The sequence below is a fragment of the Kitasatospora sp. NPDC022785 genome (assembly GCF_055561295.1).
In genome coordinates, this window is record NZ_JBVHHB010000015.1 from 169074 (window position 1) to 194310 (window position 25237).

At 71.4% G+C, this 25237-nt stretch carries 11 protein-coding genes; 1 reads left to right on the forward strand and 10 read right to left on the reverse strand.

The genetic code is table 11. From position 1 onward, the window contains the following. Positions 1-40: 40 nt before the first annotated feature. The 7 genes from ACZ3YO_RS23310 to ACZ3YO_RS23340 all read right to left on the reverse strand — a co-directional run bounded on the left by ACZ3YO_RS23310 (position 41) and on the right by ACZ3YO_RS23340 (position 20034). Positions 41-733: a hypothetical protein gene (locus ACZ3YO_RS23310; protein WP_465572399.1), complete on the reverse strand. Its 693-nt coding sequence runs from the start codon at positions 731-733 to the stop codon at positions 41-43. Continuing rightward, positions 696-1745 carry a GSCFA domain-containing protein gene (locus ACZ3YO_RS23315; protein WP_465572401.1) on the reverse strand — a complete coding sequence of 350 codons (1050 nt, stop codon included), beginning with the start codon at positions 1743-1745 and terminating at the stop codon, positions 696-698. The genes ACZ3YO_RS23310 and ACZ3YO_RS23315 overlap by 38 nt, the downstream gene beginning before the upstream one ends. 67 nt (positions 1746-1812) lie before the next feature. Next, positions 1813-11001 carry an amino acid adenylation domain-containing protein gene (locus ACZ3YO_RS23320; RefSeq protein WP_465572404.1) on the reverse strand — a complete coding sequence of 3063 codons (9189 nt, stop codon included), beginning with the start codon at positions 10999-11001 and terminating at the stop codon, positions 1813-1815. After that, positions 11001-15011: a non-ribosomal peptide synthetase gene (locus tag ACZ3YO_RS23325; RefSeq protein WP_465572406.1), complete on the reverse strand. Its 4011-nt coding sequence runs from the start codon at positions 15009-15011 to the stop codon at positions 11001-11003. The genes ACZ3YO_RS23320 and ACZ3YO_RS23325 overlap by 1 nt, the downstream gene beginning before the upstream one ends. A gap of 813 nt (positions 15012-15824) precedes the next feature. Continuing rightward, positions 15825-16814: an ROK family protein gene (locus ACZ3YO_RS23330; RefSeq protein ID WP_465572409.1), complete on the reverse strand. Its 990-nt coding sequence runs from the start codon at positions 16812-16814 to the stop codon at positions 15825-15827. Then, positions 16811-18991 (reverse strand): beta-galactosidase, encoded by a 2181-nt coding sequence (locus tag ACZ3YO_RS23335; protein ID WP_465572411.1) that lies wholly within the window; start codon positions 18989-18991, stop codon positions 16811-16813. The genes ACZ3YO_RS23330 and ACZ3YO_RS23335 overlap by 4 nt, the downstream gene beginning before the upstream one ends. Further along, the gene (locus ACZ3YO_RS23340; protein ID WP_465572414.1) at positions 18988-20034 is read right to left on the reverse strand and encodes a zinc-dependent alcohol dehydrogenase; all 1047 of its coding nucleotides are present in this window, start codon (positions 20032-20034) and stop codon (positions 18988-18990) included. The genes ACZ3YO_RS23335 and ACZ3YO_RS23340 overlap by 4 nt, the downstream gene beginning before the upstream one ends. 49 nt (positions 20035-20083) lie before the next feature. On the opposite strand from ACZ3YO_RS23340, the gene ACZ3YO_RS23345 reads away from it, so the two are divergent. Further along, the gene (locus tag ACZ3YO_RS23345) at positions 20084-20965 is read left to right on the forward strand and encodes an SDR family oxidoreductase (protein ID WP_465572417.1); all 882 of its coding nucleotides are present in this window, start codon (positions 20084-20086) and stop codon (positions 20963-20965) included. 34 nt (positions 20966-20999) lie between these two features. Here the strand turns inward: ACZ3YO_RS23345 and ACZ3YO_RS23350 are convergent, their stop codons facing one another. From ACZ3YO_RS23350 to ACZ3YO_RS23360, 3 genes are read right to left on the reverse strand one after another with little or no spacing between them, the layout of a single operon-like run. Then, the gene (locus ACZ3YO_RS23350) at positions 21000-22250 is read right to left on the reverse strand and encodes a phosphotransferase family protein (RefSeq protein WP_465572420.1); all 1251 of its coding nucleotides are present in this window, start codon (positions 22248-22250) and stop codon (positions 21000-21002) included. Positions 22251-22285: 35 nt separating this feature from the next. Beyond that, positions 22286-23194: an inositol monophosphatase family protein gene (locus ACZ3YO_RS23355; protein ID WP_465572423.1), complete on the reverse strand. Its 909-nt coding sequence runs from the start codon at positions 23192-23194 to the stop codon at positions 22286-22288. Then, positions 23191-25230 carry an aminotransferase class III-fold pyridoxal phosphate-dependent enzyme gene (locus ACZ3YO_RS23360; protein ID WP_465572426.1) on the reverse strand — a complete coding sequence of 680 codons (2040 nt, stop codon included), beginning with the start codon at positions 25228-25230 and terminating at the stop codon, positions 23191-23193. The genes ACZ3YO_RS23355 and ACZ3YO_RS23360 overlap by 4 nt, the downstream gene beginning before the upstream one ends. Positions 25231-25237 lie beyond the last annotated feature (7 nt).

The following is a 25237-nucleotide window of genomic DNA, read 5'->3' on the forward strand; positions in this document are numbered from 1 at the left end:
CCTGAGTGGGGTGAGGGGATTCGGGTCGGGGATGGAAGAACTACAGGCCGCGCTCCTGCAGTTCGGCCAGGATCAGACGGCCGAAGGCGAGATTGCCGTGGATCGCGTCGTCGGGTTCGCACAACTCGGGCCGCTGGAAGCCGTGTTCGTCGGTCGTCCGGGCCCGCAGGTCTACCATCTCGACGCCGAGGCTGGTCAGCGCATCCCGGACGACGTCCTGTGCCGCCATGAAGACCAGGGGGTCGGCGTGCGCCGGTACACGTTGCGGCGGCATCACGGCCAGCACCCGCAGGCCCAGGCTGAGTGCGTGGCTGTAGAAGGCCAGCGCGGCGCGGACCGAGGCGCGGACGATGTCGGCGAACAGCGCGCTGGACAGGAAGCCGGGCGTCAGACCGTGCGGGCCCCGGTAGAGCTGCCAGTTGTCGGCGGTGGCGACGAAGTGGACGCTGAGCCCGAGGGTCGAGACCACCGGTACCGCGACCGCTCCGAGACCGGCCACCTGCAACCTGGACAGGAAGCCGCGGTAGTGCTGCTCGGCCTCGGGCGTGCGGAACACGAGGTCCGCGTCGCGCGGTTCGAAGAAGTCGGCGATGAACTCCCGTCCGGCACCGAGCGGTCCGCCCTCGAAGGGCAGGCCGGCCGCGCGAGCGGCCCGCCCGATCGGGCCGGCGTGCGAGTCGCCGAGCAGCAGGAACCTAGCGGGGGCGGTAGTAGTCGAGGACGGCGTCTTCACAGGGGTCTCCTCCCGGTCCTGCAGTGGGGGTCAGGGACGGCCGAGGTGCAGGGCCGGGCGCGGCGAAAGCGGCCAGGAAGTGGCGCAGGACGAAGGCGACGCCCTCGGGGGTGACGGTCCGCAGATTCGGCTCGTACCAGGCGCCCTTGAAGGGGGTTCCGGTGACGAGCTCGTACGAAGGGAAGTAGTCGACGTGGGCGTGGTCCCGAGCCAGCTGCCCGGCGACCGCACGCAGGACGGACTTGGAGTAACTGTTGGCGCTCAGCACGTGCTCGCCCGTCGCGGTCGCGGTGAGCGGGACCGGCGAGACGGTGAGGAGGATCCGCAGGTCCGGATTGGCCGAGCGGGCAACGGCGATGGCCGCGAGCAGGTCGCGGTGCACCTCGTCGAAGGTGGCGTGGTGGAGGACGTGCCGATCGGCGTCGAAGGTGCCGCGTACGGTACCGGGGCAGACCGGGTAGGTGGTGCCGTCGGCGCGGTCCCGCCACGCCTCGGTCAGACCGAGGGTGAAGACCAGGCAGCTCGCCGTGGTGATGCCACGGCGGATCGCGGCGAGGGTCGCCTCCCGGGCGTCCAGCATCTCCTCGGCGGACGCGTAGCCGTCCGGTTCGACGGCCGGGCGGTAGGGGTCGTAGTGCCGACCGTCCTCCGTCCACGCCGTGCGGGGTGCGGCGGTGTGGCCGAAGGCCCAGGACAGCCACTGGTGCAGGACGGCGGGGGTGTAGATGTTGCCGGTGCGGAACGAGAACAGGCCGTAGCGTCGGTTCCTCCGCTGCTCCCCGGTCAGCCCGGGAGGGGCCGGTTCGGCGTCGTACCAGTTCATGCCGCGTTCCAGCAGGGCGCGGCCGATGTGGGCGGCGAAGCAGGAGCCGGCGGTCAGGACGGGATCGTCCTGGCCGAGGGCGAACTTCGGTGTCCAGAGGCCGTCGATGGCGAGCAGGTCGGGCTCGGCCACGGCCGGGCGCCAGAAGGAGCGAACCGGCAGTGCCTGGTAGGGGTTTGCTGGGCTCACGGTAGTGCGTCTCCGATGGTGGGGCGGCCGGTGACGGCCGGGCAGGTGCGGACGGTGGGCCGAGGCGTCATGAGGGCTCGGGCACCTCGTCCAGAGCCGCGTTGATCGCGGCCGCCACCGCGTGCACGTACGGCGGCCGGACGACGCCGTAGTGGGTGGTGGCGAGCCGGTGCCGGCTGCTCGGCGCCGGGAAGTGCTCCTCCCACAGCGCCAGTTGCTCGTCCGGCGTGCCCTGGTGGGGAAGTCCCCTTACCGGTTGTTCCGCCAGCCACAATTGGCCTGGCGTGGCCGACAGTTGCGATAGCTCGTGGTCGGCCATGCTCGCCAGGTTGGCTCGGCAGCACTGGGTGAGCCGTTCGGCGTACGCCTTCGCTTCGTCGGTGAACGTGGCGCCACTGTCGCCGAGTTCATGGGCGAACACCGCTTCTAGCTGCGTCTCGTCGTAGCCCTGGAACAGCGGGCCGGAGCCGGGCGCGGGCGGGTCGAGCAGGTAGAGCCCCTGCGCCGGCCGGCCGGCGGCCTCCGCCTCGGCCGCCATGCCCATCGCCGCCCAGGCGCCGAAGGACCAGCCCGCCAGGTACAGGCGCCGCGTGCCGTCGGCGAGCTGTCCGTGCAGCGCGGCGTGGTAGCGGCGGGCGCGTTCGGCCAGCGGCCACGCGGGCGGGGCGGGTTGGTGCGGGCCGGTCCGGCGCAGGGCGGGGTCGGCGATGAGGCAGACGGTCAGCCGCCGGTCGATCGCGGACACCAGGGGCCGGTAGGCCTGGATGTCGCCACCGACCGGGTGCACCAGGCACAGCACGTCGCGCCCGGTACCTTCCTGCCAGATCTCCACCGTCACGTCGTCCGCCTCGCCCGCCCCGCGCGGGGCGGCCTCATCGAGCCGGGTCAGGATCTCGTTGACGGAGACCTGGTGGCTCAGCCGGGACAGTTCGAGTTCGACGCCGAAGTGCTGTTTGACCGAGCCGATCAGGTCGAGCATGGTCAGCGAGTCGGCGCCCAGGTCGTACAGGGCTTCATCCGGGTCTATGTGCTCGACGCCCAGCCACTCGCGGAGCCGGTCGGTGAGGAGGTCGGCGGGGGAGAGGGCTTCCTCGGCCGTCGTGGCGGACAGGGCGGTCGGAGCCGGGGCGGGGGCGGTGTAGAACACCCGAGACTTCTCGATGTCCGTGGTGGAGACCAGGAGTTGCGGTAGCTGGAGAGCCACGGCGCGGGCGAACACCCGCTTTCCCTCGTCGGCCGTCAAGCCGGTCGCCAGATGGGCTTGGTGCCGGGCGTCCGTGGCGGGCGCGCGCAGTGCCATACCCGTCTCCCGCCACACGTCCCAGGCGATGCCGAGCCGCGCGGTGGCCTGCGGACCCGTCCCGGTGCCGCCGGGCCGGTGGTGGGCGAAGCCGTCGAGCAGGCCGTTGGCAGCGGCGTAGTCGAGCTGGCCGACCCCGCCCAGCAGGGCTGACATGGAGGAGCAGTAGACCGCGAGAGCCGGTGCGTACTGCTCGATCAGCCGCTCGACCAGCAGCGCGCCGTTGAGCTTGGCTGCCTGGCTGGTCGCTGCGGCGTCGCGTCGGACGATGAGGCCGCCGGTGCCGACACCGGCGGCGTGGACCACACTATCGAGCCGCGCGGTACGGCCGCCCACGCGCCGCAGGATTTCCTCCACCCCGGCTTCCTGGGCGAGATCCCCTTCGATCAGGTCCACCCGGTCGGCCCAGCAGGCCAGTTGGGCCGGCAGCTGCGGCCGTCTGGCCAGCAGCAGGACCCGACCCCCAGTCTGTTCCAGCAGCCAGGCCGACACGCTCGCGCCGATACCGCCAGTACCGCCCAGCACCAGGTGGACGCCGTCCCCCTGCGGGATCGCCGGAGCGACCGCCTCGGCCACGGCTACCGGGGAGGTGACCTGCTGCCACCAGTAGCCCTGCCGTAGGGCCAGTTGCCTGGTGCGCCCGATGCCGTCCCCGGTGAGCATGGCGGTCAGCGTCGCCGCCCAGTCGGCCAGGGCGGCGCTGGGCAGATCCACCCAGCGACCGTCCACGGGAGTCTCCTGCGGAGCGACCTCGTTGATTCCGGCGAGCAGGCCCGACTCCGGTCGCTCGACGGCTCCTTCGACGGGCCTGGCTCCGTACGAAAGCCACCACAGCCGCACTTGGGGTGATCCCGGCATCCCGGCCAGCGCCTGGACGAGGGCGGCAGGCGCGTCGACGCACGCCCAGCGGGCCTGCCTCACGGAGCGCGGGCCGACCGGGCCCGCGACGCCCAGGGGCAGCGCGTGCAGCCAGTCGACACCCTGCTGTCCCGCCTGTGCGGTCACCACGTCGAGCAGTCGGCGCAGCGAAGCGGGGTCGGTCGCATCGACCTCGAAGACGTCCTCCCCGTGCCGGGCGAAGGCGTCGGTCGCGCTCACCCGGACGACCCGGGCGTAGGCTGCCTCGAACACCCGGATCGCCGCAGCGGGTGCCGGGCCGTCCGTGACCACCACCAGTACGGCGGACCTGCGAGGGCCGCCTGTGGTGGTCGCGCGGCGCAGCCGCACCCAGTGAGGCTGGCTCAGCCAGTCGGTTTCCGCGAGTCGCTGTGGACCTTCGGGCCCAGGGTGGGGCGCCGTAGCCGTGGCGCGCTCGAAGTCGTACGTCGCCAGCCCGAAGGCGGGTGGCGGGAAGTCCCACGGTGCCTGTGCCGGACCCTGCGGCCAGTCGATCTCACACCCGTCCACCCAGGCGTCGGCCAACTCGCCCGCCGTACGGCCCGCAGTCGGCACGGACGCCACGTCCGCTCCCACCGGCGCGACCGGTGCGGCAGTGCGCAACCACTCCACCGCAGCGGACGCGTCGGGACAGACTGCTGCCAGCCGCCACTGCCGGGCCGGCCGGCCGGCCTGCAGGTGCCGCAGCACCTCGCCGTAGGCCTCGGGGCGGACGGCCAGGTAGTCGGCGATGCGGGCGGCGTCGGTACGCAGGGCAGCCGCACTGCTGCTGGACAGCACGAGGCAGCCGTCCGGGGCGGTCGCCGTGGCGGCGGACGCCGGGACCGTCGGCGCGGGCGCCTCCAGCACCACGTGGGCGTTGGTGCCGCCGATGCCGAAGCTGCTGACGGCTGCCACCCGGGGACGGTCGGTCGGCCAACTGTGTCCGGTCGTGGGGATGTAGAAGGGAGTCGGGTCGGCGGCTATGTGCGGGTTGAGGGCGTGGAAGTCGACGTTGGGCGGGATGAGGCCGTGGTGGACGCTCAGGGTGGCGCGGATCAGGCCGACGACACCGGCGGCGGCACCCAGGTGGCCGATCTGGCTCTTGACCGACGTCAGCGCGCAGCGGCCGGAATCGGCGACGCCGAACGCCTGTCGCAGGGCGTCGACCTCGACCGGGTCGCCCAGGCGGGTGCCGGTGCCGTGGGCCTCGACGTAGGCGAGGTCCGCGCCGGTGCGACCGCTGCGGCGCAGGGCGGCGCGGATCACCTCACGTTGGCCGGCGAGTGAGGGTGCGCTGTAACTGAGCTTGCCGGAGCCGTCGTTGTTCAGCGCGGAGCCCGTGATCACCGCGTAGACGGTGTCGCCGTCGCGCCGGGCGAGCCGCAGCGGTTTGAGCACCACCACGCCGACGCCGCTGGCACCGATCGTGCCGCTCGCGTCGTCGCTGAAGGGCCGGCAGTGGCCGTCCACGGAGAAGATGTGCTGGGCCTGGTAGCGGTAGCCGCCGGTCAGGGCCGGGTCGACGAGCACACCGCCGGCGAGCATGACCTCGGCGTCGCCCTGGCGGAGCAAGCCCGCGGCGAGGTGGACGGCGACCAGCGAACTCGCGCAGGCCGCCTGGGCGGTGAAGGCCGGGCCGGTCAGCCCGAGATGGTAGGCGGCCTTGGTCGCGAGGAAGTCCTTCTCGTGGTGCAGGGCCATCCGGAAGCCGTCGGGCAGCCACCCGGGGTCGGCCTCCCGCAGCATGGCCTGGAAGTAGGTGTTCTCGCCCGCCCCGGCGATCAGGCCGACTCGCGGACCGGACGACGGATCGTGGATTCCGGCATGGGCCAGCGCCTGTGTACAGGCCATCAGCAGGTGGCGCTGCTGGGGGTCCATCAGTCGGGCGTCGTAGCGGCTGATGCCGAAGTGGTCCGGGTCGAAGTCCAGCGGTCCGTCCAGCTGACTGCGCGCCCCGACCAGGCCGTCCGCCGCGTCGAAGTGCTCGATGCCCCGGCCGGCGGCGGTCACCATCTCCCAGAAGGCGGCCAGGTCCGGGGCGCCGGGGAGCCGTACGGCCATGCCGATGATCGCGATCGGTTCGTCACCCGCCACGGCCTCGGCCCGAGCACCCGTCGTGCCGACGGTGCTACCGGTCGAGCCTCCGGGTCCGTCGAGGAATCGGGCCAGCCGTCGTACGGTGACGTGCTCGAACAGCTCGGCGACCGTGAAGCGCAGACCCAACTTCGTTGTACAGTAAAGGTGGTAGCGCATCAGCGTCAGGCTGGACGCACCCGCGTCGAAGAAGGAACGGTCGGGGCCGATGGCCGCGCCGGTCACCGCCTCGAACGCCTCGGCCAGCCGGGCTTCGCGCTCCGACAGCACGGGCGCGCCACCCGTACGTCCGTGCAGCTCCTCACCGGGGGAGCGCAGGGCTCCTGCGCGGTCGAGTTTGCCGCTGGGGGTGCGGGGCAGGGTCTCCAGACGCCGGAAGCGGTCGATCCGTACGTAGGCGGGCAGCAACGCGGCCAGGTGGGCGGTGAGTTCCCCGGCCGTGGGTGTCCGTCCGCGACCTTGGAAGCAGGCCACCAGCAGCTTGCCGTCGCGTGCCACCACGGCGTTGACGATCTCCGGGTGCCGCAGCAGGGCCACCTCGATCGAGCCCAACTCCAGCCGGTGACCGCTCAGTTTGATCTGCTGGTCGTCGCGGCCCAGGTAGTGCAGCAGGCCCTGCCGGTCGAAGCGGGCCCGGTCGCCACTGCGGTAGAACAGCCCCAGGCCCGGCAGTTCGACGAAACGCCCGTCGCCCAGTCCGTCCTCGCCGAGGTAGCAGCGCTCGGCCATCGTGCCACCGATGAGCAGGTCGCCGGGGCAGCCGGCCGGGACGGCCTGGTCGGCCTCGTCCACCACCCGCAGCACGGCGCCGGCCACGGGTCGGCCGATGGCGGGGCGATCCGGCCAGTGAGCGGGGTCGCCTTCGAGGCACAGGCTGCTCACCACGTGCGTCTCGGTCGGGCCGTAGTGGTTGAAGAGACGGGCACCCGGCAGGCCGGCGAACCAGCGTCGAATGGCCTCGGTGCAGACCAACTGCTCCCCTGCAGTGACCACTTCACGCAGCCGAGCGGGGTAACGACCGAGGTGGACGGCGTGCTCGGCGAGGAGTTGCAGGGCCACGTAGGGCATGAAGACGCGCTCCACCCCCGCCGACTCCAGCTGCGCCAACAGGGCCGGCCCGTCCTGCCGCCAGCCGGGCCGCACCAGGTGCAGGCGGCCGCCTCCGCAGAGCGTGCCGAAGATCTCCTGGAAGGAGACGTCGAAGGAGAGCGCGGAGAACTGCTGGGTCACGGCGGGCGCCCCCAGGCCGCCCGCCTCAGCCTGCCACTGGAGCAGGTTGCACAGGGTCCGGTCCGACACCTGGACGCCCTTGGGAGTCCCGGTGGAGCCCGAGGTGAAGAGGGTGTAGAGCGGCCGGATGCCGTCGTGCGGAGGAAGAGCGGGCGCGGGAGTGCCTACGGGGGTCAGCGTGACGGCGTGTCGCGTCACGCCGCCCGGGTCGACGGCGTCGAACGCCGCCTCACCGCCCGGCGGCAGCAGAACGCACAGCGGCTCCGCCTGTTCTAGGATCAGCCGCAGCAGGTGCGGCGGGTAGGACGGGTCGAGCGGCACGATCGTCAGGTTGAGCCGGGCCAGCGCCAGCAGTGCCACCACGTGCTCGACGCAGGGGTCGAAGTACAACGCGACGCGGCACGGGAGGTCGTCCTCGTCCGGTGCCGGGCACGCCGACCGCAGTTCGACGGCGAGCGCGGCCGCGTGGGCGTCGAGTTCGGCGTAACTCAGCGTGCGGAGACCGTCGTCCAGGGCGGTTGCGTCCGGGGTCCGGGCGACCTGCCGGGCGAAGCCGTCGGCCACGGTCGTGTACGTCATCTCCGCCGTCGGGCCGTCGCCGTGCTGCGGCAGGCTGTTGCGGTAGGGAGCCGCCAACTCGGCTACGGTGGCGGGCTCGTCGGCGGCGAGCAGGTCCAGGCCGCGCCGGAACAGCCCGGCCATCGCCTCGACCTGGGCGGCGTCGAAGTGGTCGGCGGCGTACTCCCACACGCAGTCCAGGTCACCGGCGTGCTCAACCACGAACAGGGTCATGGGGCACTTGGCCTCGGCCGGCGCCCACCACAGCGGGCGGGCGGTGCAGGATGGCAGGGCCAGTGCCCCGAAGTCGGTGTTCTCCTGGACGAAGAGGACGTCGAACGGCGACTTCCCCGCCGCTGGGCCCAGGTCGGCCAGCACGTCGGACAGCGTGACGTCCTGCCGGTCCAGCACCTCGCGCACCCCAGCGGCCAGGCGTCGCAGTTGGTTGCGCAGCTCCTCACCGGGGGTGAGGGACAGCGGCAGCAGCACGGTGTTCGCGAACATGCCGACGCCCGCCTCGAACTCCTGCACCGGCCGGTTGGCCACCGGAGTGGCCACCCGCAGCCTGGTCCGGCCGGTCACGGCGTACAGGCTCCAGGCGAAGACGCCCAGCAGCAACTGGAAGCGGGTCAGGCCCAGTTCGCTGCAGAGCCGGTCGACGTGGGCGCGGCGCACGACGTCCAGCGTGGTGTGCAGCAGCCGCCCCTCGGAGAACGGGCGGGCGTGGCTCGGCTGCAGCGGCTCGGCGACGTCGTCCAACCCGGCGTAGTGGGCCAGCAGTTCGGCGCGCTGCGCGCGATATCCCGGGTGGTCGGACCACTCGGCCTGCCAGTGTGCGAAGTCCAGCGGCGTGAGCGCGGGCGTGGGCTGCGCCCGGGGCGGTCCGCTCCCGCCGCTCGGGGCGGGCTCGTACCCGGCCGACAGGTCGCGGAAGAGCACGTTGAGCGACCAGCCGTCGACGGCGATGTGGTGCAGGTGGAGCAGCAGGACGCCGCCCCCGTCCTGCGGCAGCCAGCAGGCGCGCAGCATCCGGGGCCGCGCCAGGTCGAAGGCAGGAGCGAAGAACGCCTCGGCGAAAGCCTGTTGGCCGTTCTCGTCGTCGGGCGTGCCGGTGCCGGGGTCGGTCCAGGGGTCGTACGGCTCGCCCACCACCTGGCGCAGGCCCTCGGGCGTCGCCTCGAACCCGGTACGCAGCGCCGGGTGTTGGTTCACCAGGCGTCGAAGCGACCGTCGGAGAGCCGCCGCGTCGACCGGACCGTTGATCCGCACGGCGGTGGTCACGTCGTAGGCGCGGGAGCCTGGTGAGCGCTGCTGGAAGAGCCACAGCCGCTGCTGCTCGCTGGTCGCCGGGGCTGTGCGGGCCTCGGTGGGCCCGGTCGGCACAGGATAGTGCGCCTGTCCGGAGGCGCGGGCGGTGGCGATGGCCTTGGCGAGCGAGGCGAAGTCCCCTCGTAGGACGGTGGACTGTGGCAGGTCGCAGCCCCAGCGGCGCCTGACCTCGAAGCGCAGCCGCAGCGCCTTCAGCGAGTCGCCGCCGACGCTGGTCCAGCCGTCGTCGAGCCGGGGGTCGGGCATGCCCAGGACCTCCGCCACCAGCTCCAGCACCTCACGCTGCCAGGCGGTCGCGGCGGTGCCCGGTCCGTTCGTCCGTCGCCAGGCCCGGTCGTCGCGGTTCAGCAGCGCGGCCTGGTCGACCTTGCCGTTGGCGTTCAGCGGCAGCGCGTCGAGCAGATAGAGGTGGTGGGGCCGCATGTAGGCGGGCAGCCCGCTCGCCAGGTGGCGGTCGAACTCCTCGAAGGTCAGCTCGCCGTCGAGCACGAGGTAGGCGAGCAGCTCGTTCGGGCCGTACTCTCCGTCGCGGCGGGTGCAGACGTACGCCTGCCGCACGGCCGGGTGCTTGACGATCTGCCGTTCCAGCTCGCCGGGTTCGATCCGGAAGCCGCGGACCTTCACCTGGCGGTCGGCGCGTCCGACGTACTCCACGACGCCGTCGGGGTCGGCACGGACCAGGTCGCCCGTCCGGTAGTGGAGGTCACGGCCGTCGTCGTACCAGGGCAGCCGGACGAAACGCCGTCCGGTCTCCTCGGGCAGGTTGCGGTAGCCGGCCGCCAGACCGGCTCCGGCCAGGTGGAGTTCGGCGACCTCGCCGGGTGCGGCCTCCCGGTCGGTACCCGGCACGACGAGGACCGCCCGCGTGTCGGGCAGTGGGCGCCCGATCGGGACGACGTCCGCGGCGAAGTCCCGGGGGATGGGGTGGTAGAGCGCGAACGTGGTGGTCTCGGTCGGGCCGTAGATGTTGTGCAAGCGGGTGGGGCTGTCCGCGTTGTGACGGTACCAGCGGTGTATCAGGTGGGCGTTGAGCTGCTCGCCGCCCACCAGCACCTGCCCCACGCCGGCGAAACAGCCGGGGACGGCGTCCACCACGGCGTTGAAAAGTGCCACGGTGACGAAGAGGGTGTCGATCCGATCGCGCAGCAGTGCGGCCGCCAGCCGGTGCGGGGTCTGGACGTCCGCGTCGTCCATGATCACGCAGCAGCCACCGGTCAGCAGCGGCGCCCACACCTCGAAGTTCAGCGCGTCGAACGCGGGGTTGGACATGCAGGCGTAGCGCGCACCCTGCTCCAGCTCGATGTACCCCGGGCGGGCCAGCCGCAGCACGCCGCTCTCCGTCACCTCCACTCCCTTGGGGAGGCCGGTGGTTCCGGAGGTGTAGAAGAGGAAGGAGACTGGCGCTCCGGTGAACATGGGCTCCGGCGTGGGGTGTTGGCCGGGCGAGGTGGCGAGCAGGGCGGCTGCCGGGAGGGGGCTTACGCCCTCCGGCAGGTCCTCGGGTGCTGCCTCCGCGTGGATCAGTGCCACGGCGGCGGAGTCGGTCAGGATGTGACGACGGCGCTCCGGCGGGCTCTGCGCGTCGAGCGGCACGACCTTGGCGCCGACGCGGAGGACGCCGAGCATGGCGCAGACCAGCTGCCAGGAGCGGGGGAGGTGGACCGCCACCGCCTGGCCGGGCTGGACTCCGCTGCGGCGCAGCCCGTCGGCCACCGCCGTTCCGGCCTCGTCCAGGGCGGCGTAGTCGAGCCGCTGGTCGCCGTCTATCAGCGCGAGCGCGCCGGGGGTCTGCAGCGCCCACGCGTGCACGCCTTGGGCGAGGCCGGTGACGGGCGGTGCGGTGACGGGTTCGGCAGTGCTTCGCATCACGCCTCCCGCACGGCGTGCAGGTCGCCGGTCGAGGACACCGACGGCACGGGGGAGGCCGGCTCCGGCACCCGTGGCAGTTCCGCCGCGATCAGCTCCGCGATCCGCGGCACCGCGTCGCTCTCCAGCATGTCCCAGTGGCTGCAGCCCACCGGCTCCACCAACAGGCCGTCGCCGGCGCGCCGTTGCCAGAACGCGCGGGCTTCGCGCTCTGCCGCCTCGTCACCCCCTCCCTCGGACGCCTGGACGAACACCAGCCGGGCCGGTGACGGCGGCACGAGGTAATCGCGGGCGGACATCCGGTTGTGGTTGTAGATCCGGAAGTACCGGTCGATCTGGTCGTCCTCGATGCCCGGGTACATCCCGTTGAACCTGACCAGCTTCTCGCGGAAGTCCGCCGCCTCGACGGGCTCGATCGCGGCCCGCTCCTGCGGGTCGTCGGTGCCACGGGTGTCGAGCAGGACCACGCTGAACCGGGGGTGCCCGGCCTCGGCCAGCAGCCGTCCCATCTCGTGGGCGACCAGTCCGCCGTAGGAGAGCCCGCACAGCACCAGCGACTCGTCCGCGCGCGGCCCGACCAGCTCCAGGTAGTGCCGCGCCATGGCCTCGACGGTGGGCAGCGGCGTTTCGCCGGGGTCCAGGCCGGGTGACTGGATGCCGTACACGCCGATCTCCTCCGGCAGCGCGGCGGCAAGCGAGAGGTAGCAGAAGGCGGTGCCGCCGGCTGGGTGGACGCAGACCACCCGCCGGCGTCCGTCGCCCGCACGGAACTCGATCAGGCTGCCGCTCCGCTGCCGGGCCGCGCCGGTGCGCAGGCGCTTGGCCAGCGTCTCGATTGTCGGGTGCGCGATGACGTCACGGATGGGCAGGCTGTCGCCGAACTCCTCGCGGACGGCGGCCGCCACCTTGATGGCGGAGATCGAAGTGCCGCCGATCTCGAAGAAGTTGTCGGTGATGCCGATCGCGGGGTGCAGCAGCACGCGCTTCCAGATACGGTAGAGGGCCATCTCGACGTGGTCGCGCGGGGTGGCCGTGTTGACCTGCCGTGGGACGGCCGCCCGGGCCTGCCGCAGTAGTTCGGCGCGGTCCAGCTTGCCGCTGCGGCCCCGCGGCAGCGCGGGCAGTTCGACGAAGAGCGCGGGAATCATGTAGTCCGGCAGCCGCTCGGACAGCGCGGCGCGCCACTCGTGCGGCTGCCTCGGCTCGGCGCCGCCCCGGCCGATGGTGGCCACCAGGCGCAGTTCGCCGGCCTCGTCGCGGTCGGCGAGGACGGCCGCTTCGCGCACACCGGACACGGCCAGCAGTGCCGCCTCCACCTCACGGGGCTCGATCCGGAAGCCGCGCAGTTTGACCTGATCGTCACGGCGGCCCAGGAACTCGGCGTTGCCGTCGGGGAGTCGGCGGGCGAGGTCGCCGGTGCGGTAGATGCGCTCACCCGGTACGAAGGGGTCGGGGAGGAACCGTTCGTCCGTCAGGTCCGGCCGGTTCAGGTAGCCCGCGGCGAGTCCGGCGCCACCGGTCCAGACCTCTCCCGTGACCCCGGCGGGCACCGGCTGGAGCCGTTCGTCGAGCAGGTAGAGGCGGGTGTTGCCCAGCGGCCGGCCGATCGGGCAAGGTCGGTCGAGGGGCTGCGGGTCGGTGTAGAAGGTGCAGTAGAGCGTGCTCTCGGTGGGGCCGTAGCCGTAGCAGATCCGCAGGCCGGGCAGCACCTGCGTCATGCGGTGGAGCGCGATCTCGGGGAGGGACTCCACGCCGGTCAGCAGCTGGCGCAGGGCGAGACCCGCCAGGCGCTCCTCGGGTGCCTCGTCGATCCACCGGATGTACGCCGGAGGCAGGAACGCCTGGACGATGCGGTGCCGGCGCATCCACTCCATCAGCGCCTCGGGGTCGGCGCGCAGGTCGTCGGGGACGACGTGCAGCACGGCACCCGTGGTGAGCGGTAGCAGGATCTCGTGGATCGTCGCGTCGAAGCCGATGCTGGACCACGCGGAAGTCGCCTCACCGGGTGTCGCGCCGAACCGGGCGAGCCAGGTGTCGAAGAGGTTGAGCACACTGCCGTGCGTCACCGCGACGCCCTTGGGGCGGCCGGTGGAGCCCGAGGTGTAAAGCACGTAGGCCAGGTGCGACGGGCCGACCGCGATCGCTGGGGCGTCGTCACGTACACCCTCCGCCTCGACCGTGCGCAGGTCCTGCCAGCCGTCCTTGGAGGTCGCGGTGCTCAGTACCAGGGCCGGCGCGGCGTCCGCCACCATGGCGGTCAGCCGCTCGGTGGGCTGACCGGGATCGAGCGGGAGGAAGGCGGCACCCGCCTTGACGATGCCGAGGACACCCACGACCAGTTCCGTGGACCGTCCGGCGTGCAGGCCGACCACCTGGTCGGGTCCGATCCCGCGCGCGATCAGCGCGTGCGCCAACCGGTTGGCGCGCCGCTCCAGCGTGGCGTAGTCGGTTCGCTCACCGGCACAGACGAGCGCCGGTCCATCCGGGCGGGCCCGCGCCTGCGCTTCGAAGCGCTCGATCAGGCCGCCCAGCCCGGAGGGCGGTACGGCTTCGGCGCCCTGGGTGGCGTCCCAGTCCGTGAGCAGCCGGTGCCGCTCGTCCGAGTCCATCAGCGCGAGCTCCGCGACCTGCACGTCGGGCTCGTCCACCATCTGGGCCAGCACTCGTCGCAGGTAGCCCGCATAGCGTTCGGCGCTGTCATGGTCGAACAGGGCGGTGGCGTAGTCGAGATGGCCGACCAGACGGCCGTTCTCCTCGGCCAGCGACAGGGCGAGGTCGAACTTGGCGGCTGCGAAGGGGATTTCGAGGGGCTCCGCCTCGACGTCCGGCAGGTCCAACAGGCCGGTTCGCGACGGCTGCCAGGCGAACATGGTCTGGAACAGCGGCGAATGGGCGTTGCTGCGCGGCGGGTTGACCAACTCCACGACACGCTCGAACGGCAGGTCCTGGTGGTCCAACGCCCCACGGACGGCGGCGCGTGTCCGACCCAGCGCGGTGGAGACCGTCGGTGCACCGGACAGGTCGACCCGCACGGCCAGGGAGTTGACGAAGAAACCGATGAGTCCGGCGAGATCACGGCTGCGGCGGTTCGCCGTCGGTACGCCGACCACGATGTCGGTCTCTCCGGCCAGCCGCGACAGCATGAGGGACCAGCCCGTCAGCGCGGCGACGAAGAGGGTGCCGCCGTGCCGCCGCGCGAGCGTCCGCAGGCCGGCCGTCAGCTCCTCGTCCAGGGTGATCGCCACCCGGCCGCCGTGATAGTTCTGCTCGGGCGGGCGAGGCCGGTCGGTCGGCAGTTCGAGCAAGGGCGGGGCACCGGCCAGGTTCTGCTGCCAGTACGCGGCCTGGGAGGTCTGCTCCTCGCTGTCCATCCACTCGCGCTGGCGGCGGGCGTAGTCGGCGTACTGGAGGGGCAGCGGTGGCAACGGGTCGTCGTCGCCGCGGAGGAACGCCGAGTAGAGCACGGTGAGTTCGCGCATCATGACGTCCATGGACGATCCGTCGAACACCGTGTGATGCATCGTGAGCAGCAACGCGTGATGATCCGCGGCCAAGGTGACCAGGCGGCCACGGGCCAGCGGGCCGCTGGCCTGATCGAATGGTGCGGTGGCTTCCGCACGTTGCAGGGCGGCCAGCCGCGCTTCGGGATCGGGGACACCGGTCAGATCGTCCGTCAGGAGCTGGTACCCGATACCCGGCCGATCGATCCACTGGTGCACGTCGCCGTCCGTGGGGACCAGGCGGGTCCGCAGCACCTCGTGCCGTACGACGATCGTGTCCAGCGCCCGGGCCAGCACCCCATGGTCCAGCGGCCCGCGCAGCCGGTGGACGACCGACTCGTTGTAGGCCTCGCCGGCGCCGGTCAGCTGAGCCAGCGTCCAGAGCCTTTGCTGCGCGAAGGAGAGCGGCTGCGGTTCGTCCCGGCGGGCCGCCGCCGATTCGTCTGAGTCGTGCCGTGCCCCGTCGCGGTGGCTGCTGGTGGTCGAAGGGGAGGTGCGTATCGTCGGCAAAGCCAGCTCTTTCCTCTGATTGGAGGACAGTTGGGGAGGCGTGAGAAAACAACTCACTGGCCCGGCGGCGGGCGCGAGGGGATGAATGACTATTCGACGGGTGCGCCGCTCGGACTGCGGACACCTGGTGTGCCTATCAGCGGTGCGCCCACAATGGGTCGCCGGGCTGTTCCTCGTTCAGGCGGACTCAGTGCCTGCCGATGAGCGGAGACCGCGTATGGCCGGCGCGGGCGGAACGGCCGCCTCCTTCCACAAGTGCCCCTCGGCGGAGCGGATGTTCGGCACGGCGTGTATCCACCATCTCACCCACCGCGTGCTCATTTCCTGGCAGGACAGGCAGTCAACGGCCAACTGTCTGAACAGGGAGAAAGGTTGGTCGCCGTTCTGATCCAGCGTCTCGCTTGATGATTGATCATGTCGCTGGAGGTGTCAATGCCCGATCTCCTCCGCATGAGCAGCACGGGTTTTTCAGCACCTGGAACAGGCAGGCGATCCGGAGACCGGCAGTTGGCGGGTCTCCGCGCCGACCCGGGACATCCACCTCGACAAGGCCCTCGCCGAGGGCAGCCTCCGTCCCTGCGGATCTTCGGGACGCCACCGGCGGAGCGATGTGTGCAAGGGGGAGGCTTGACCGATGCACCGCGTCTCAAGCACGACCGGGCCGACCCGGGGCCGAGGGGTTCGGTCAGCGCCTTGGCCTGGTCCACGTCGACTTCACGACGCAGAGGCGTACTCCCAAGGCCCCGTACACCTGGTATCGCGATCTGATTGACACTCACAGAGCTAGGTGTGAAAGGCAGTTGGGTGACGAGCTCAGATCCTCCCGAGGTCCGGGGCCCGATCGGTCGCCAGCAGGGCGGCGCCGATCGCGCCGGCATCATTGGCGAAGCGGGCCGTCAGTACGGGCACGGGCGGGCGATCTCCGGGTGAATAGAGCCAGCGGGCGAACGAGGCGCGCGCGGGTGCGAGCAGCAGTTCTCCTGCGGAGATCGGACCGCCTCCGACGACCACCACGGAGGGATCGAACAGGTTGGCCAAGGCGGCCAGTCCGGTGCCGGTGAGCGCTCCCACCCGGTCCAGGATCGCCAGGGCCTGCTCATCGCCGCTGTTGGCGGCCTCGGTGACCGCCTCTCCCGCGCCTGCGGGGCCCTGGCCGATCAGGCGGGCCAGCAGCGACGTCGGGTGGGCCGCCGCAGCCTGTCGCCCGAGTCTCGCGATGGCGGCGCCGGACGCCGACACTCCCCAGCATCCGCGGTTGCCGCACTCGCACAGTGGGCCGCGGGGATCGACCGTCAGGTGGCTGGCCTCGGCCGCGAAGCCGTGCGAGCCGCGAAGCAGGCGGCCGGCGACGACCACGCCGCAACCCAGACCCGTGCCCAGCGTCACCAGCACCAGGTGGTCATGTCCGCGCCCTGCACCAAGGCGGTACTCGGCCCACGCGGCCGCGTTCGCGTCGTTGTCGGTCACCACCGGCAGTCCCACCGCGTCCGCGATCAGGGTCCGTAGCGGAGCTCGCGCGAAGTCCAGACCGGGCGCGAAGGCCAGCTCCCCGGTACGGGCGTCGACCATCCCGGGCAGCCCGACGCCGACCGCGGTGACCCGCTTGCTCCGCACCTGCGCCACCAGGTCGCTGATGGCACCGACCAGCGCGTTCGCCGTGCGGCGCGGTGTGGCACAGCGGGCCCGCGCCGACACCGTGCCGTCGGCCGCCACCCGCACCGCCGCGATCTTCGTGGCGCCGACATCGACGCCGACGGCCTCTGGCGGGGCGGCGGCCGGGAGCGATGGGGACGACGGTGTCATGGCCCCTCCGGCAGGAGCACGCGGGCCTCGCCCTGCACTGCGGCGGTGCGCAGCTCGAAGCCGCCCGGCCCGCGCACGGCGGACAGGTCGCACGGCCGGTCGGCGTTCAGCAGATCGCGTCCGACCCGCACCCGGACCGGCACCCCCGCGCCGGTCCGCTCGTTCAGCCCCTTGACGTAGCACGCCCCCAGCCGTCCGTTGGACACCCGTACGACGGCGCATCCGTCCCCGACGAGGTCGACGGCGACGACGTGCTCCCCGCACGTGGTGCGTGCCCGTAAGGGTCCGCCCGAGCGGTTGAAGAGGAAGACGAGCACGTCCTCGGGTTCCGCGGTGGTCCTGCGCAGCTCGAGCCATTCCCGCGGTCCGGTACGCCGAGGTACGCCGCTGCTCTCGCCAAGCCACTCCTCGACGGCCGTTCCGACGGGCTTCCCGCCGAGGGCCACCGTGCGTACCCTGGCCGGCTCGCCCAGCGGCGCGGCGTATCGCCGCACCGCATCGGCCAGATCGGTACAGGAGCGCAGGTTCTCGTCCAGGTGGGGGAGTTCTCCCAGCATGAGGAGCGATCCGCCCTGCTCGGTGAACCTGGCGAGCCGCTGTTGCAGTGCCTGCTCCATGAAGCGGCCCGCCACTGCGACCAGTGGCCCTGCATCAGGATCGAGTGCGACTCGGCCGGTCAGTTCCTCCACCTGGAAGGGCAGGTTGTGTCGCAGGCAGTGGGCGACGAAGGGCAGCAGGGTCCGACCGGCCGAGGGCACGGGCCGATCCGCGGCCCCGACGCCGGGCCGGCTCGTCGCCCGGTACCACGCACCGATTGCCGCGTACGGAGGATGGACACCCCACCGTACTCCGGGCTCCGGGCGGGAGACGGCCAGCACGTCCTGCTGGCCGGCCAGAAAGTGGGTCAACACCTGTACGGCGGCGAAGGCCGGGCCGGGGTCGGCGTCGACCAGGATCGGAGCGGCGTCCCCGTACGGCGGATCGAACTGCGCGGGATCGCCGGCCGTCTCCGTCAACCAGGAGCGATCCACCGCAAGGTGGTCGCCCCAGCCCGCAGTGGCGCAGGCCGGATAGACGCTGATGCCGGTCGCCCCGCACGCCACGCCGAGCAGGGTGTGGTGGATCGGGACCACCGGGAAGGCGCAGCTCGCATCCGCCCAGCGGAACCCCCAGTTCTCCTCGATGTTGGGGCCTCGTCCCCCTTTGGCCGCCAGAACGTAGTTGACCAGCGCCTCCTCGTCCGCCAGCACGTTGCCCGCCCAGCTCGTGTAGGCGCGGGGCAGTGCAGTGGGCGCGCCGACTCTGTTCCTGGCCAACCAGGCGTCGTACCGTCCGGCCGCCCGGCCGGGGATGCGGTCGGCCCTGGCCGGCGGCGAGTACGTGGTGAAGACGGGGATGTCCGGCCCGAGCGCCTCGGCCAGCCCCGCCATCCCGGCGGCGAGGACCTCGGCCGACCACTGCCCCCAGCTGACCAGGGAGAGCAGCCCGTTCGGGGACGGCGGACACTCCGCCCGGGTGGGTGCCTCCACGCCGGGTGCGAAGCGGGCGAAGGCGTCGGCACAAGGCTGCGAGTAGTCGAGCGCGTCGATCGGTAGGGCGGTCTCCCCGTAGTGCCCCTCGTTGCCGATCTGGACGGCGACGACCGGCCCCTGCGGATGAACGAATGGCCGGAGGAACCGGCCGACAGCGCGAAGCCAGCCTGTCGCATCCTTCAGGAATTTCGGGTCCAGAGCCGACGGAAGCGCGAACTGCTGGCAGGGCAGCGGTCGGCCGTCGGCCGACCGTGCGGCGTGCCGATCCGGATCGAGGGTGGGGCTGACGCGGTCGGGCAGTCCACCGAAGGGCAGTTCGGCATGGACGAAGGGGCCCGGCTTCAGGAGTGCGAGCAGGCCCGTCGCCGCAATCAGCTCCAGGAAGGCGGCCAGATCGCGGTTGCCGTCCCGGTCGAAGCACAACCGCCGGCCGCCGCCCTGGCTGATCTCGTGGTGCCGCCAGGGAACGTAGCAGGTCACCACCTCGATGCCGGCGTCGCGCATGGCGCCCAGCTTGGCCGCCCACCGCCCGCGGTGATCCCGGTAGTAGGGGTACTCACCGGCGATGAGGAACCGGGGGCGGTCGTCCAGCCACAGCGTTCCGTCCACGAAGGACGGGTGCGCACCATCCTGTCCGGCGCTCATGAGGCCGGGTTCTCGTCCGGGGCGAGCAGGACCTTCATCGCACTGTACCCGCGGCCGGGCGACGGCCGTCCCCGCCCGTCGGGTGCGACCGCCAGCAGCGCCAGGGCCTCGGTGTACCGTTCGAGAGGCAGCACGTGGGTCACCAGTTCTTCGAGTGGCAGATCCCGTGCGAGGTCCACCGCCAGCTCGAAGTCCGTCGGCCGGTACGGTCCTGCCCCCACCAGACGGATCCCTCTGGTCACCAGAGCCCGCAGCGGGATGGTGGCGACGCCGGCCTCCCGCTCGCCCATCACCACGACGGTGCCCCCGGCCGCCACCGCGCTCAGGACATCACCCGGTACCGACCCTGTCGTATCTATGACCACGTCGGATGCCGGCCTGCCTGACCCGGCCGCCTCCTCCGGGGAAAGTACCCGCACCGTTCGCGGCAGCATCAGGCGGGCGATCTCCGCCCTCCTCGGATCACGCTCGGTCAGTGTCACCCTGGCGCCGCGCCGTGCCACGACCATCGCGCACAGTGTGCCGATGGGGCCGGCGCCGAGCACGAGCACCTGGTCGTCCCACCGCAGCCGAGCTGCCCTCAGGTTGTTGAGCACGCAGGCGAGCGGTTCCACCAGCGCCCCTCGCCGGTAGGACACCGAGACGGGCAGCTGATGGACGAAGCGCTCGGGCACGACGGCGAACTCGGCCATCGTCCCGTCACGGTCGACGCCGACCTCCCGGCCTTCCTTCGCCGCGCAGTGCGCCGGCATCCCTCGGCGGCAGGGACGGCACCGGCCGCAGTAGTACGTCGGGTTGATCACCACACGGTCGCCCGGCATCACCGAGCTGATGCCGGACCCGACCGCGGCCACCGCGCCGACCGCCTCATGCCCCAGCACCACACCGCGTCGTGCCGGGAACTCACCCAGCAGGATCGCCCGGTCGGTGCCGCAGACACCGGTGGCGGCCACCTTGACCAGGACGTCGCCGACGTCGAAGGAAGGGACCTCACGATCGTGGATGCCCGCCAGGCCCACATCTTCGAAGACGATGGCCTTCATCACAGCCTCCCATCGGAGCTCTCACCAAAAGTGTCATAAAATGCCTGATATGAGCTTGTTTCGGCGGCCGGGCGGGAGCGAACTCCCGTCGAACTCGCGCCTGAGGATCCTGCTGCTCGGCGCGTCGGGGTTCGTGGGGGGCGGCCTGTGGACCTATCTGACACCCCGTCACGATGTCGTCGGCACCTTCGGTACCCGGTCGATCGCGGGGCTGGTCCACGTGGACCTGCGCGACGAGCGGCGACTGGCGGCGCTGGTGGCCGACGGCTTCGACCTGGTCGTCCACGCAGCCGGCCTGGTCCCGTTGGAGGCGGCCGAAGCCGACCCGGAGCTGGCCCACCGCCTCAACGTCCGTCCCGTCGAGGTGCTGCTGGATGCCGTGCGCGCCTCGACGGCGAAGCTGGTCCTTCTGTCCAGCGACAACGTCTTCGACGGCACCCGCCACCAGTACACCGAGGAAGACCCCCGATCCCCCGTCAACGTCTACGGGCGGACCAAGGCGGCAGCCGAGGACTTGCTGCTCGCCGACGGCGCACACCTGATCGTACGGATCCCCTTGGTCTTCGGACGCGGCCCCTGGTCGAACACCTTCCTGGCACGGCTGGCCCAGCCGACGACCACCGCCCGTACGGACCTGGTCTGCGCCCCCGTCTACCTTCCCAGCCTCGGCCCGGCCCTGGCCCGGCTGTGGGACCGCACGGGTGTCGTGCACTACGGCGGCAGCGATGTGGTGACCCGATTCGAGCTGATGTCCAGAGTCCAGCAGGCACTGGACCTGCCCACCCAGGTGGTGGCAGCCCAGGAGAAGGAGGCCTGCCCCGGCGGTTGCCGCCGCCCGCCGCGGCTGGTGCTGCGCAGCACCCGGCACCGCCTGCTGGGCCCCGGGCTGGACTCCGCGCTCGCCCACCTCGCGGGCCTGCCGCCCACCTGATGGCCTGCCATCTGCGGGCCGGCTGCTCGCCATGTCACCCGCCGGGGAGGTGGTCGGTCACGAGAGCCAGGTGGCTCTCGGCGTCGACCCGCCCGGCGCGGCCGAGCTGCTGGGCGAGATCGTTGATCAGCAGGGTGCCGAGCAGATAGTGGCCGAGCGCGAGCTCCGCGGGTGCGGAGTCCCTTCCCCGCAGGTCGGGCTTCGGCTTGCGGTCCGAAAGCCGGCACGGCGCCTCCGCCAGGACATGCAGGTCGTGCGTGAGCAGGAGCCGCTGCGTCCAGCCCGGATCGTCGCGGAACAAGCCCGACAGGCCCTCGCACGACTCCAGGTGGGGCAGGAACCGGTGAATCGCCGCGCGGTAGCCCGGGAAGGGCGGCTGCCGGAACCCCACCTGGTAGTCGTACCGCTTCGACCTGCGCACCGAGAAGCCCATCCGGAGCGCGGGATCCCACACGGTGAGGCTGAAGAGCGTCTTCGCCACGTCGTAGACCGGATCCCACGGCTCGGTGGAGCCGCGCGGATCGATGAGCCGGAAGTCTCCCGCTGCCGCACCGGGGCGGGTGGACAGCAGCACGTTGCGTGTGTTGGCGTCCCCGTGGGCAGGGGCCATCAACCTGGCCGGCGTCATCCGGGCCGACCGGCCCGCCAGGCGTTCCAGCACGAGGTGTGGGGCCTCGCACGCCACGCCGTTGACCGTGACGCGCTCGGCCGTCATCAGGCCGGCGGGCAGCGCCCCCCGCAACGCGGGCAGCCGCCGGAGGAACCGGCCCACGACGACTTCCGTAAGGTATCCGGCCGGGGTGGGGTGGGACTGCACGGCGTACCCGTCCAGGACAAGGGTCTTGACGAGCGCCGTGTACCGGCTGAAGAACTCCCGCGTGCCCTCTGGCGACTCCCGCAGGGGCGCCGCCAGGTCCGCCGAGTCGTAGAACGGCGTCGTACAGGCCGACCATCCGTCACCATCGACGAAGTGCGTGATCGGCAGGTAGTGCGCCGCCAACCGCGGTGCCAGGGTACGCAGTAGCTCGATCTGGCCCAGCTTGCGGCGGAAGGACACCAGGTCGTGGCCGTCCACGGCGCCCTGTGCGGGCACCAGGACCTTGACCGCCAGGTCCTCCCCGGCCGAGGTGGTGGCCCGGTACACCCGGGCCGGGGAGCCGCCGTCCAGGATCTCGTGTGCGACTTCGAGGCCGAGGGTGTCGGTGACGGCCGCCAGGGCCGCCTCGTCGGTCCACCCGCCGGGCGGGCGGGAGGTCATGGCCGTGATGTGCCGGCGATCGGTCACCACAGGTGTCTCCTCGCTGAGCTTCGCCGCCCCGCCTACCAGCGGATCGAGTCGATCAGTGCCGCGTGCAGCTGCTGTGTGCAGGCGGCGATGCACGACCGCTGGTTGAACGGGCTGATGTCCAGGAGCAAGGTGTCGTGCAGCGACTTGCCGTAGGCGTCGGTGATGGTGACCCCGGCCCGTTCCGCCAGGAACACCGAGGCTGCGATGTCGTACGGGAACAGATGCAGGATGCTCCCGCGGCCGACCCGGCGAAAGTCCGCCTCGGTGGCAGGGCGGTCGCGGAGCAACCGGTTGCCGATGTCGACGTAGGCGTCCATCTGTCCGGTGATGATCCGTGAGATGGAGAAGGAGGCGCTGTTGAACACGTACACGCCGCCGGTGTTGGCCGATGCGTCGATCAGGTGGCCGTAGGCACCGGTCATCAACTCCGCCGGATGGCCGTTGAACTCCAGCGACCAGAACATCCGGTCGAGATCGACGCTGGACGACAGCTGGGGCACCGGAGCGGGATAGCCGCCGGACTCGACCCCGGCCCCTTGGGCGTCGGCGTAGAGCCAGTTGCCGGACTTGATCTCCTGGAGCATCGCGTACCGGATGTCCCCGATGACGGGCGCCTCGCCGAAGGGGGCCGCGGCGATGGATACGCAGGCCATCTCCAGATCGGCGGCAGCACCGCGCGTGCCGTCGATCGGGTCGATGATCAGGACGTACGCGGGGTTCCGGCCGAGCGTGCGCAGCCCCTCGCTCTCGGTGTAGACGGCGACGGGCTCGTTCTGCTCCCTCAGGAAGTCCCATGCGGCGCGTTCGGCGAGCACATCGACGGGGAACTCGGCGTCTCCCCCCTTCGCCGTGCCCATCACGTAGCGGCTGCCGACGTCGTGCAGGCCGGTGCGGACGGCCGCCCGGATTCGCCGGGACAGCTCCTGGACCAGGCCCCTCATGAGACCGAGAGGAAGAGTCGTTCCAGCAGGTCGCACATCTCGTCCGCCTCCTGACGGGTCATGATCAGCGCCGGTCGGACCTTCAGCACGTTGCCGTGCCCGTACAGCGAGGTCCGCAGCAGCAGCCCGTGGTCCATGCCGAGTTCGGCCAGGTGGTTGGTGAGCTGAGGATCGGGCCGGCCCGCACGGTCCACGATGTCGATGCCGATCATCAGCCCCACACCGCGGACCTCCTGAACGAACGGCACCTTCGTGGCCAGGTCGCGCAGCCGGTCGAGAACGTACGCGCCGACGGTTCGCACGTTCTCAAGGAACCCGGGGCGGCCGATGATCTCAAGTGTCTTCAGAGCGGCCGCGGCGGCCATCACGTTGCCGCCGAAGGTCGAGTTGATGTGGTGCCCCTCCACACCGGCCAGCCGGTCTTCGGTCAGGATGCCGGCGATGGGCATCCCGGAGCCGCCGAGCCCCTTGCCGAAGGTCATCATGTGCGGGGTGACACCGAAATGGTCGGCCGCGAACATGCGGCCGGTGCGCCCGAACCCGGTCTGGATCTCGTCGAAGACCAACACGATGCCGCGCTCCTCGCACAGCTCCTTGAGCGCCTTCAGATAGCCGTCGGGCGGGACCACGTTGCCGCCGTTGCCGCTGATCGGCTCCAGCACCACACAGGCCACCCGGCCGGTGCTCGCGTAGTCGATGAAGTCGTTGATCCGCTCGACGCACATCAGGCCGCAGGTGGCCCGTTCCTGCCCGTAGAAGCAGCGCAGGCAGTGCGGATCGGGGACGTGCACGACACCGGGGAGGTGCGAGGGGAAGGGGGTGCGCCGGAACGCGGCGCCGGAGGCGCCGATCATGCCGAGGGTCTGGCCCAGGTGCCCGCGGAAGAGCGTGATCACGTCGGAGTTCCCGGTGTGGACCTGGGCGATCTTCACCGCGCTCTCGTTGGCGTCGGAGCCGCTCGCCGACTTCAGGTGTACCCGGGTGAGGTTCGGTGGTGAGACCTCGGCCAGCTTCGACACCAGCGCGTTCAGCGGTTCGGTCTGGAACTTCGAGGTGACGTGGATGAGCTGGCCGGCGTGCTCGCGGACGGTCGCCACGATCTCGGGGTGGGCGTAGCCCAGGCTCAGGTTGAACGTCCCCGAGGAGCAGTCGAGATAGCGCCGACCGTCATCGGAGTAGAGGTAGACACCCTCGCCCCTGACCACCCGGAGCTTGTCCGGCGGGTAGTAGTAGTGCTGAAGGACGTCGGCGGCGTCCGTCCCGGACGGCCGCTTCGGTGCCGCGGTGCTGACCTGTTCCATAGACTTCCCTCTGAGAATTCCTGACAGATCGATCTGATCGAACGATTCGAAACGCAGATCCGCCTCACCGAGATCGAGCGAGGCGGTTATTGAATTGGGTATGACGACGCATCGAATGCCGGCCCGTTTCGCCGCGCGCACGCCGCTCGGTGAATCCTCGAATGCCACCGCCCGCCCGGCGGGAATTCCCAGGGAGGCGAGTGCCGCGAGGTACAGGTTCGGCGCGGGCTTCGCGCTGACCCGGTCTCCGTCGGCGCACTGCACCGTGCTCCACCCCTGGGCGATACCGCATTGCCGGGTGTATCGGGTGATCCATTCCCGGGTCGAGTTGCTGACGATCCCACGGGTCAATCCCAGCGCATCAACCGCCCGCAGGGTTCCTTGTACGCCGGGCCGGCTGGACAGCCCGCCGAGCAGTTCCCGCTGCCGGCAGTGAAGCCGCTCCTGCACCTCGCGTCGGTCCACCGTGCGCCCGGTGAGCCGTTCCAGATGTGTCCACAGGTCGAACCCGATGGTGCCGACGAGCGATGACCAGACGTCCATCGCGAGCTGATGACCGAAGTCCTGGAAGATCTCCGCATGGGCGCGGAAGATCTCGGATTCCGGATCCCACAGCGTCCCGTCGAAATCGAAGAGGACCGCATGCACTTCCCTCACGTTCACCTCCGTCGGGCGGTAGAAGGCCGCGCGGCCAGGAGTTTGTACACGGATCCGAAGCATCCGGGCATCCATCATCGCGGAG

What these genes read in the sequence shown, in the direction of transcription:
- ACZ3YO_RS23345 (WP_465572417.1), top strand. Translation starts at nt 20,084, where the DNA reads ATGAGCTTGTTTCGGCGGCCGGGCGGGAGCGAACTCCCGTCGAACTCG.
- ACZ3YO_RS23360 (WP_465572426.1), bottom strand. Translation starts at nt 25,230, where the DNA reads ATGATGGATGCCCGGATGCTTCGGATCCGTGTACAAACTCCTGGCCGC.
- ACZ3YO_RS23330 (WP_465572409.1), bottom strand. Translation starts at nt 16,814, where the DNA reads ATGACACCGTCGTCCCCATCGCTCCCGGCCGCCGCCCCGCCAGAGGCC.
- ACZ3YO_RS23320 (WP_465572404.1), bottom strand. Translation starts at nt 11,001, where the DNA reads ATGCGAAGCACTGCCGAACCCGTCACCGCACCGCCCGTCACCGGCCTC.
- ACZ3YO_RS23335 (WP_465572411.1), bottom strand. Translation starts at nt 18,991, where the DNA reads ATGAGCGCCGGACAGGATGGTGCGCACCCGTCCTTCGTGGACGGAACG.
- ACZ3YO_RS23355 (WP_465572423.1), bottom strand. Translation starts at nt 23,194, where the DNA reads ATGAGGGGCCTGGTCCAGGAGCTGTCCCGGCGAATCCGGGCGGCCGTC.
- ACZ3YO_RS23340 (WP_465572414.1), bottom strand. Translation starts at nt 20,034, where the DNA reads ATGAAGGCCATCGTCTTCGAAGATGTGGGCCTGGCGGGCATCCACGAT.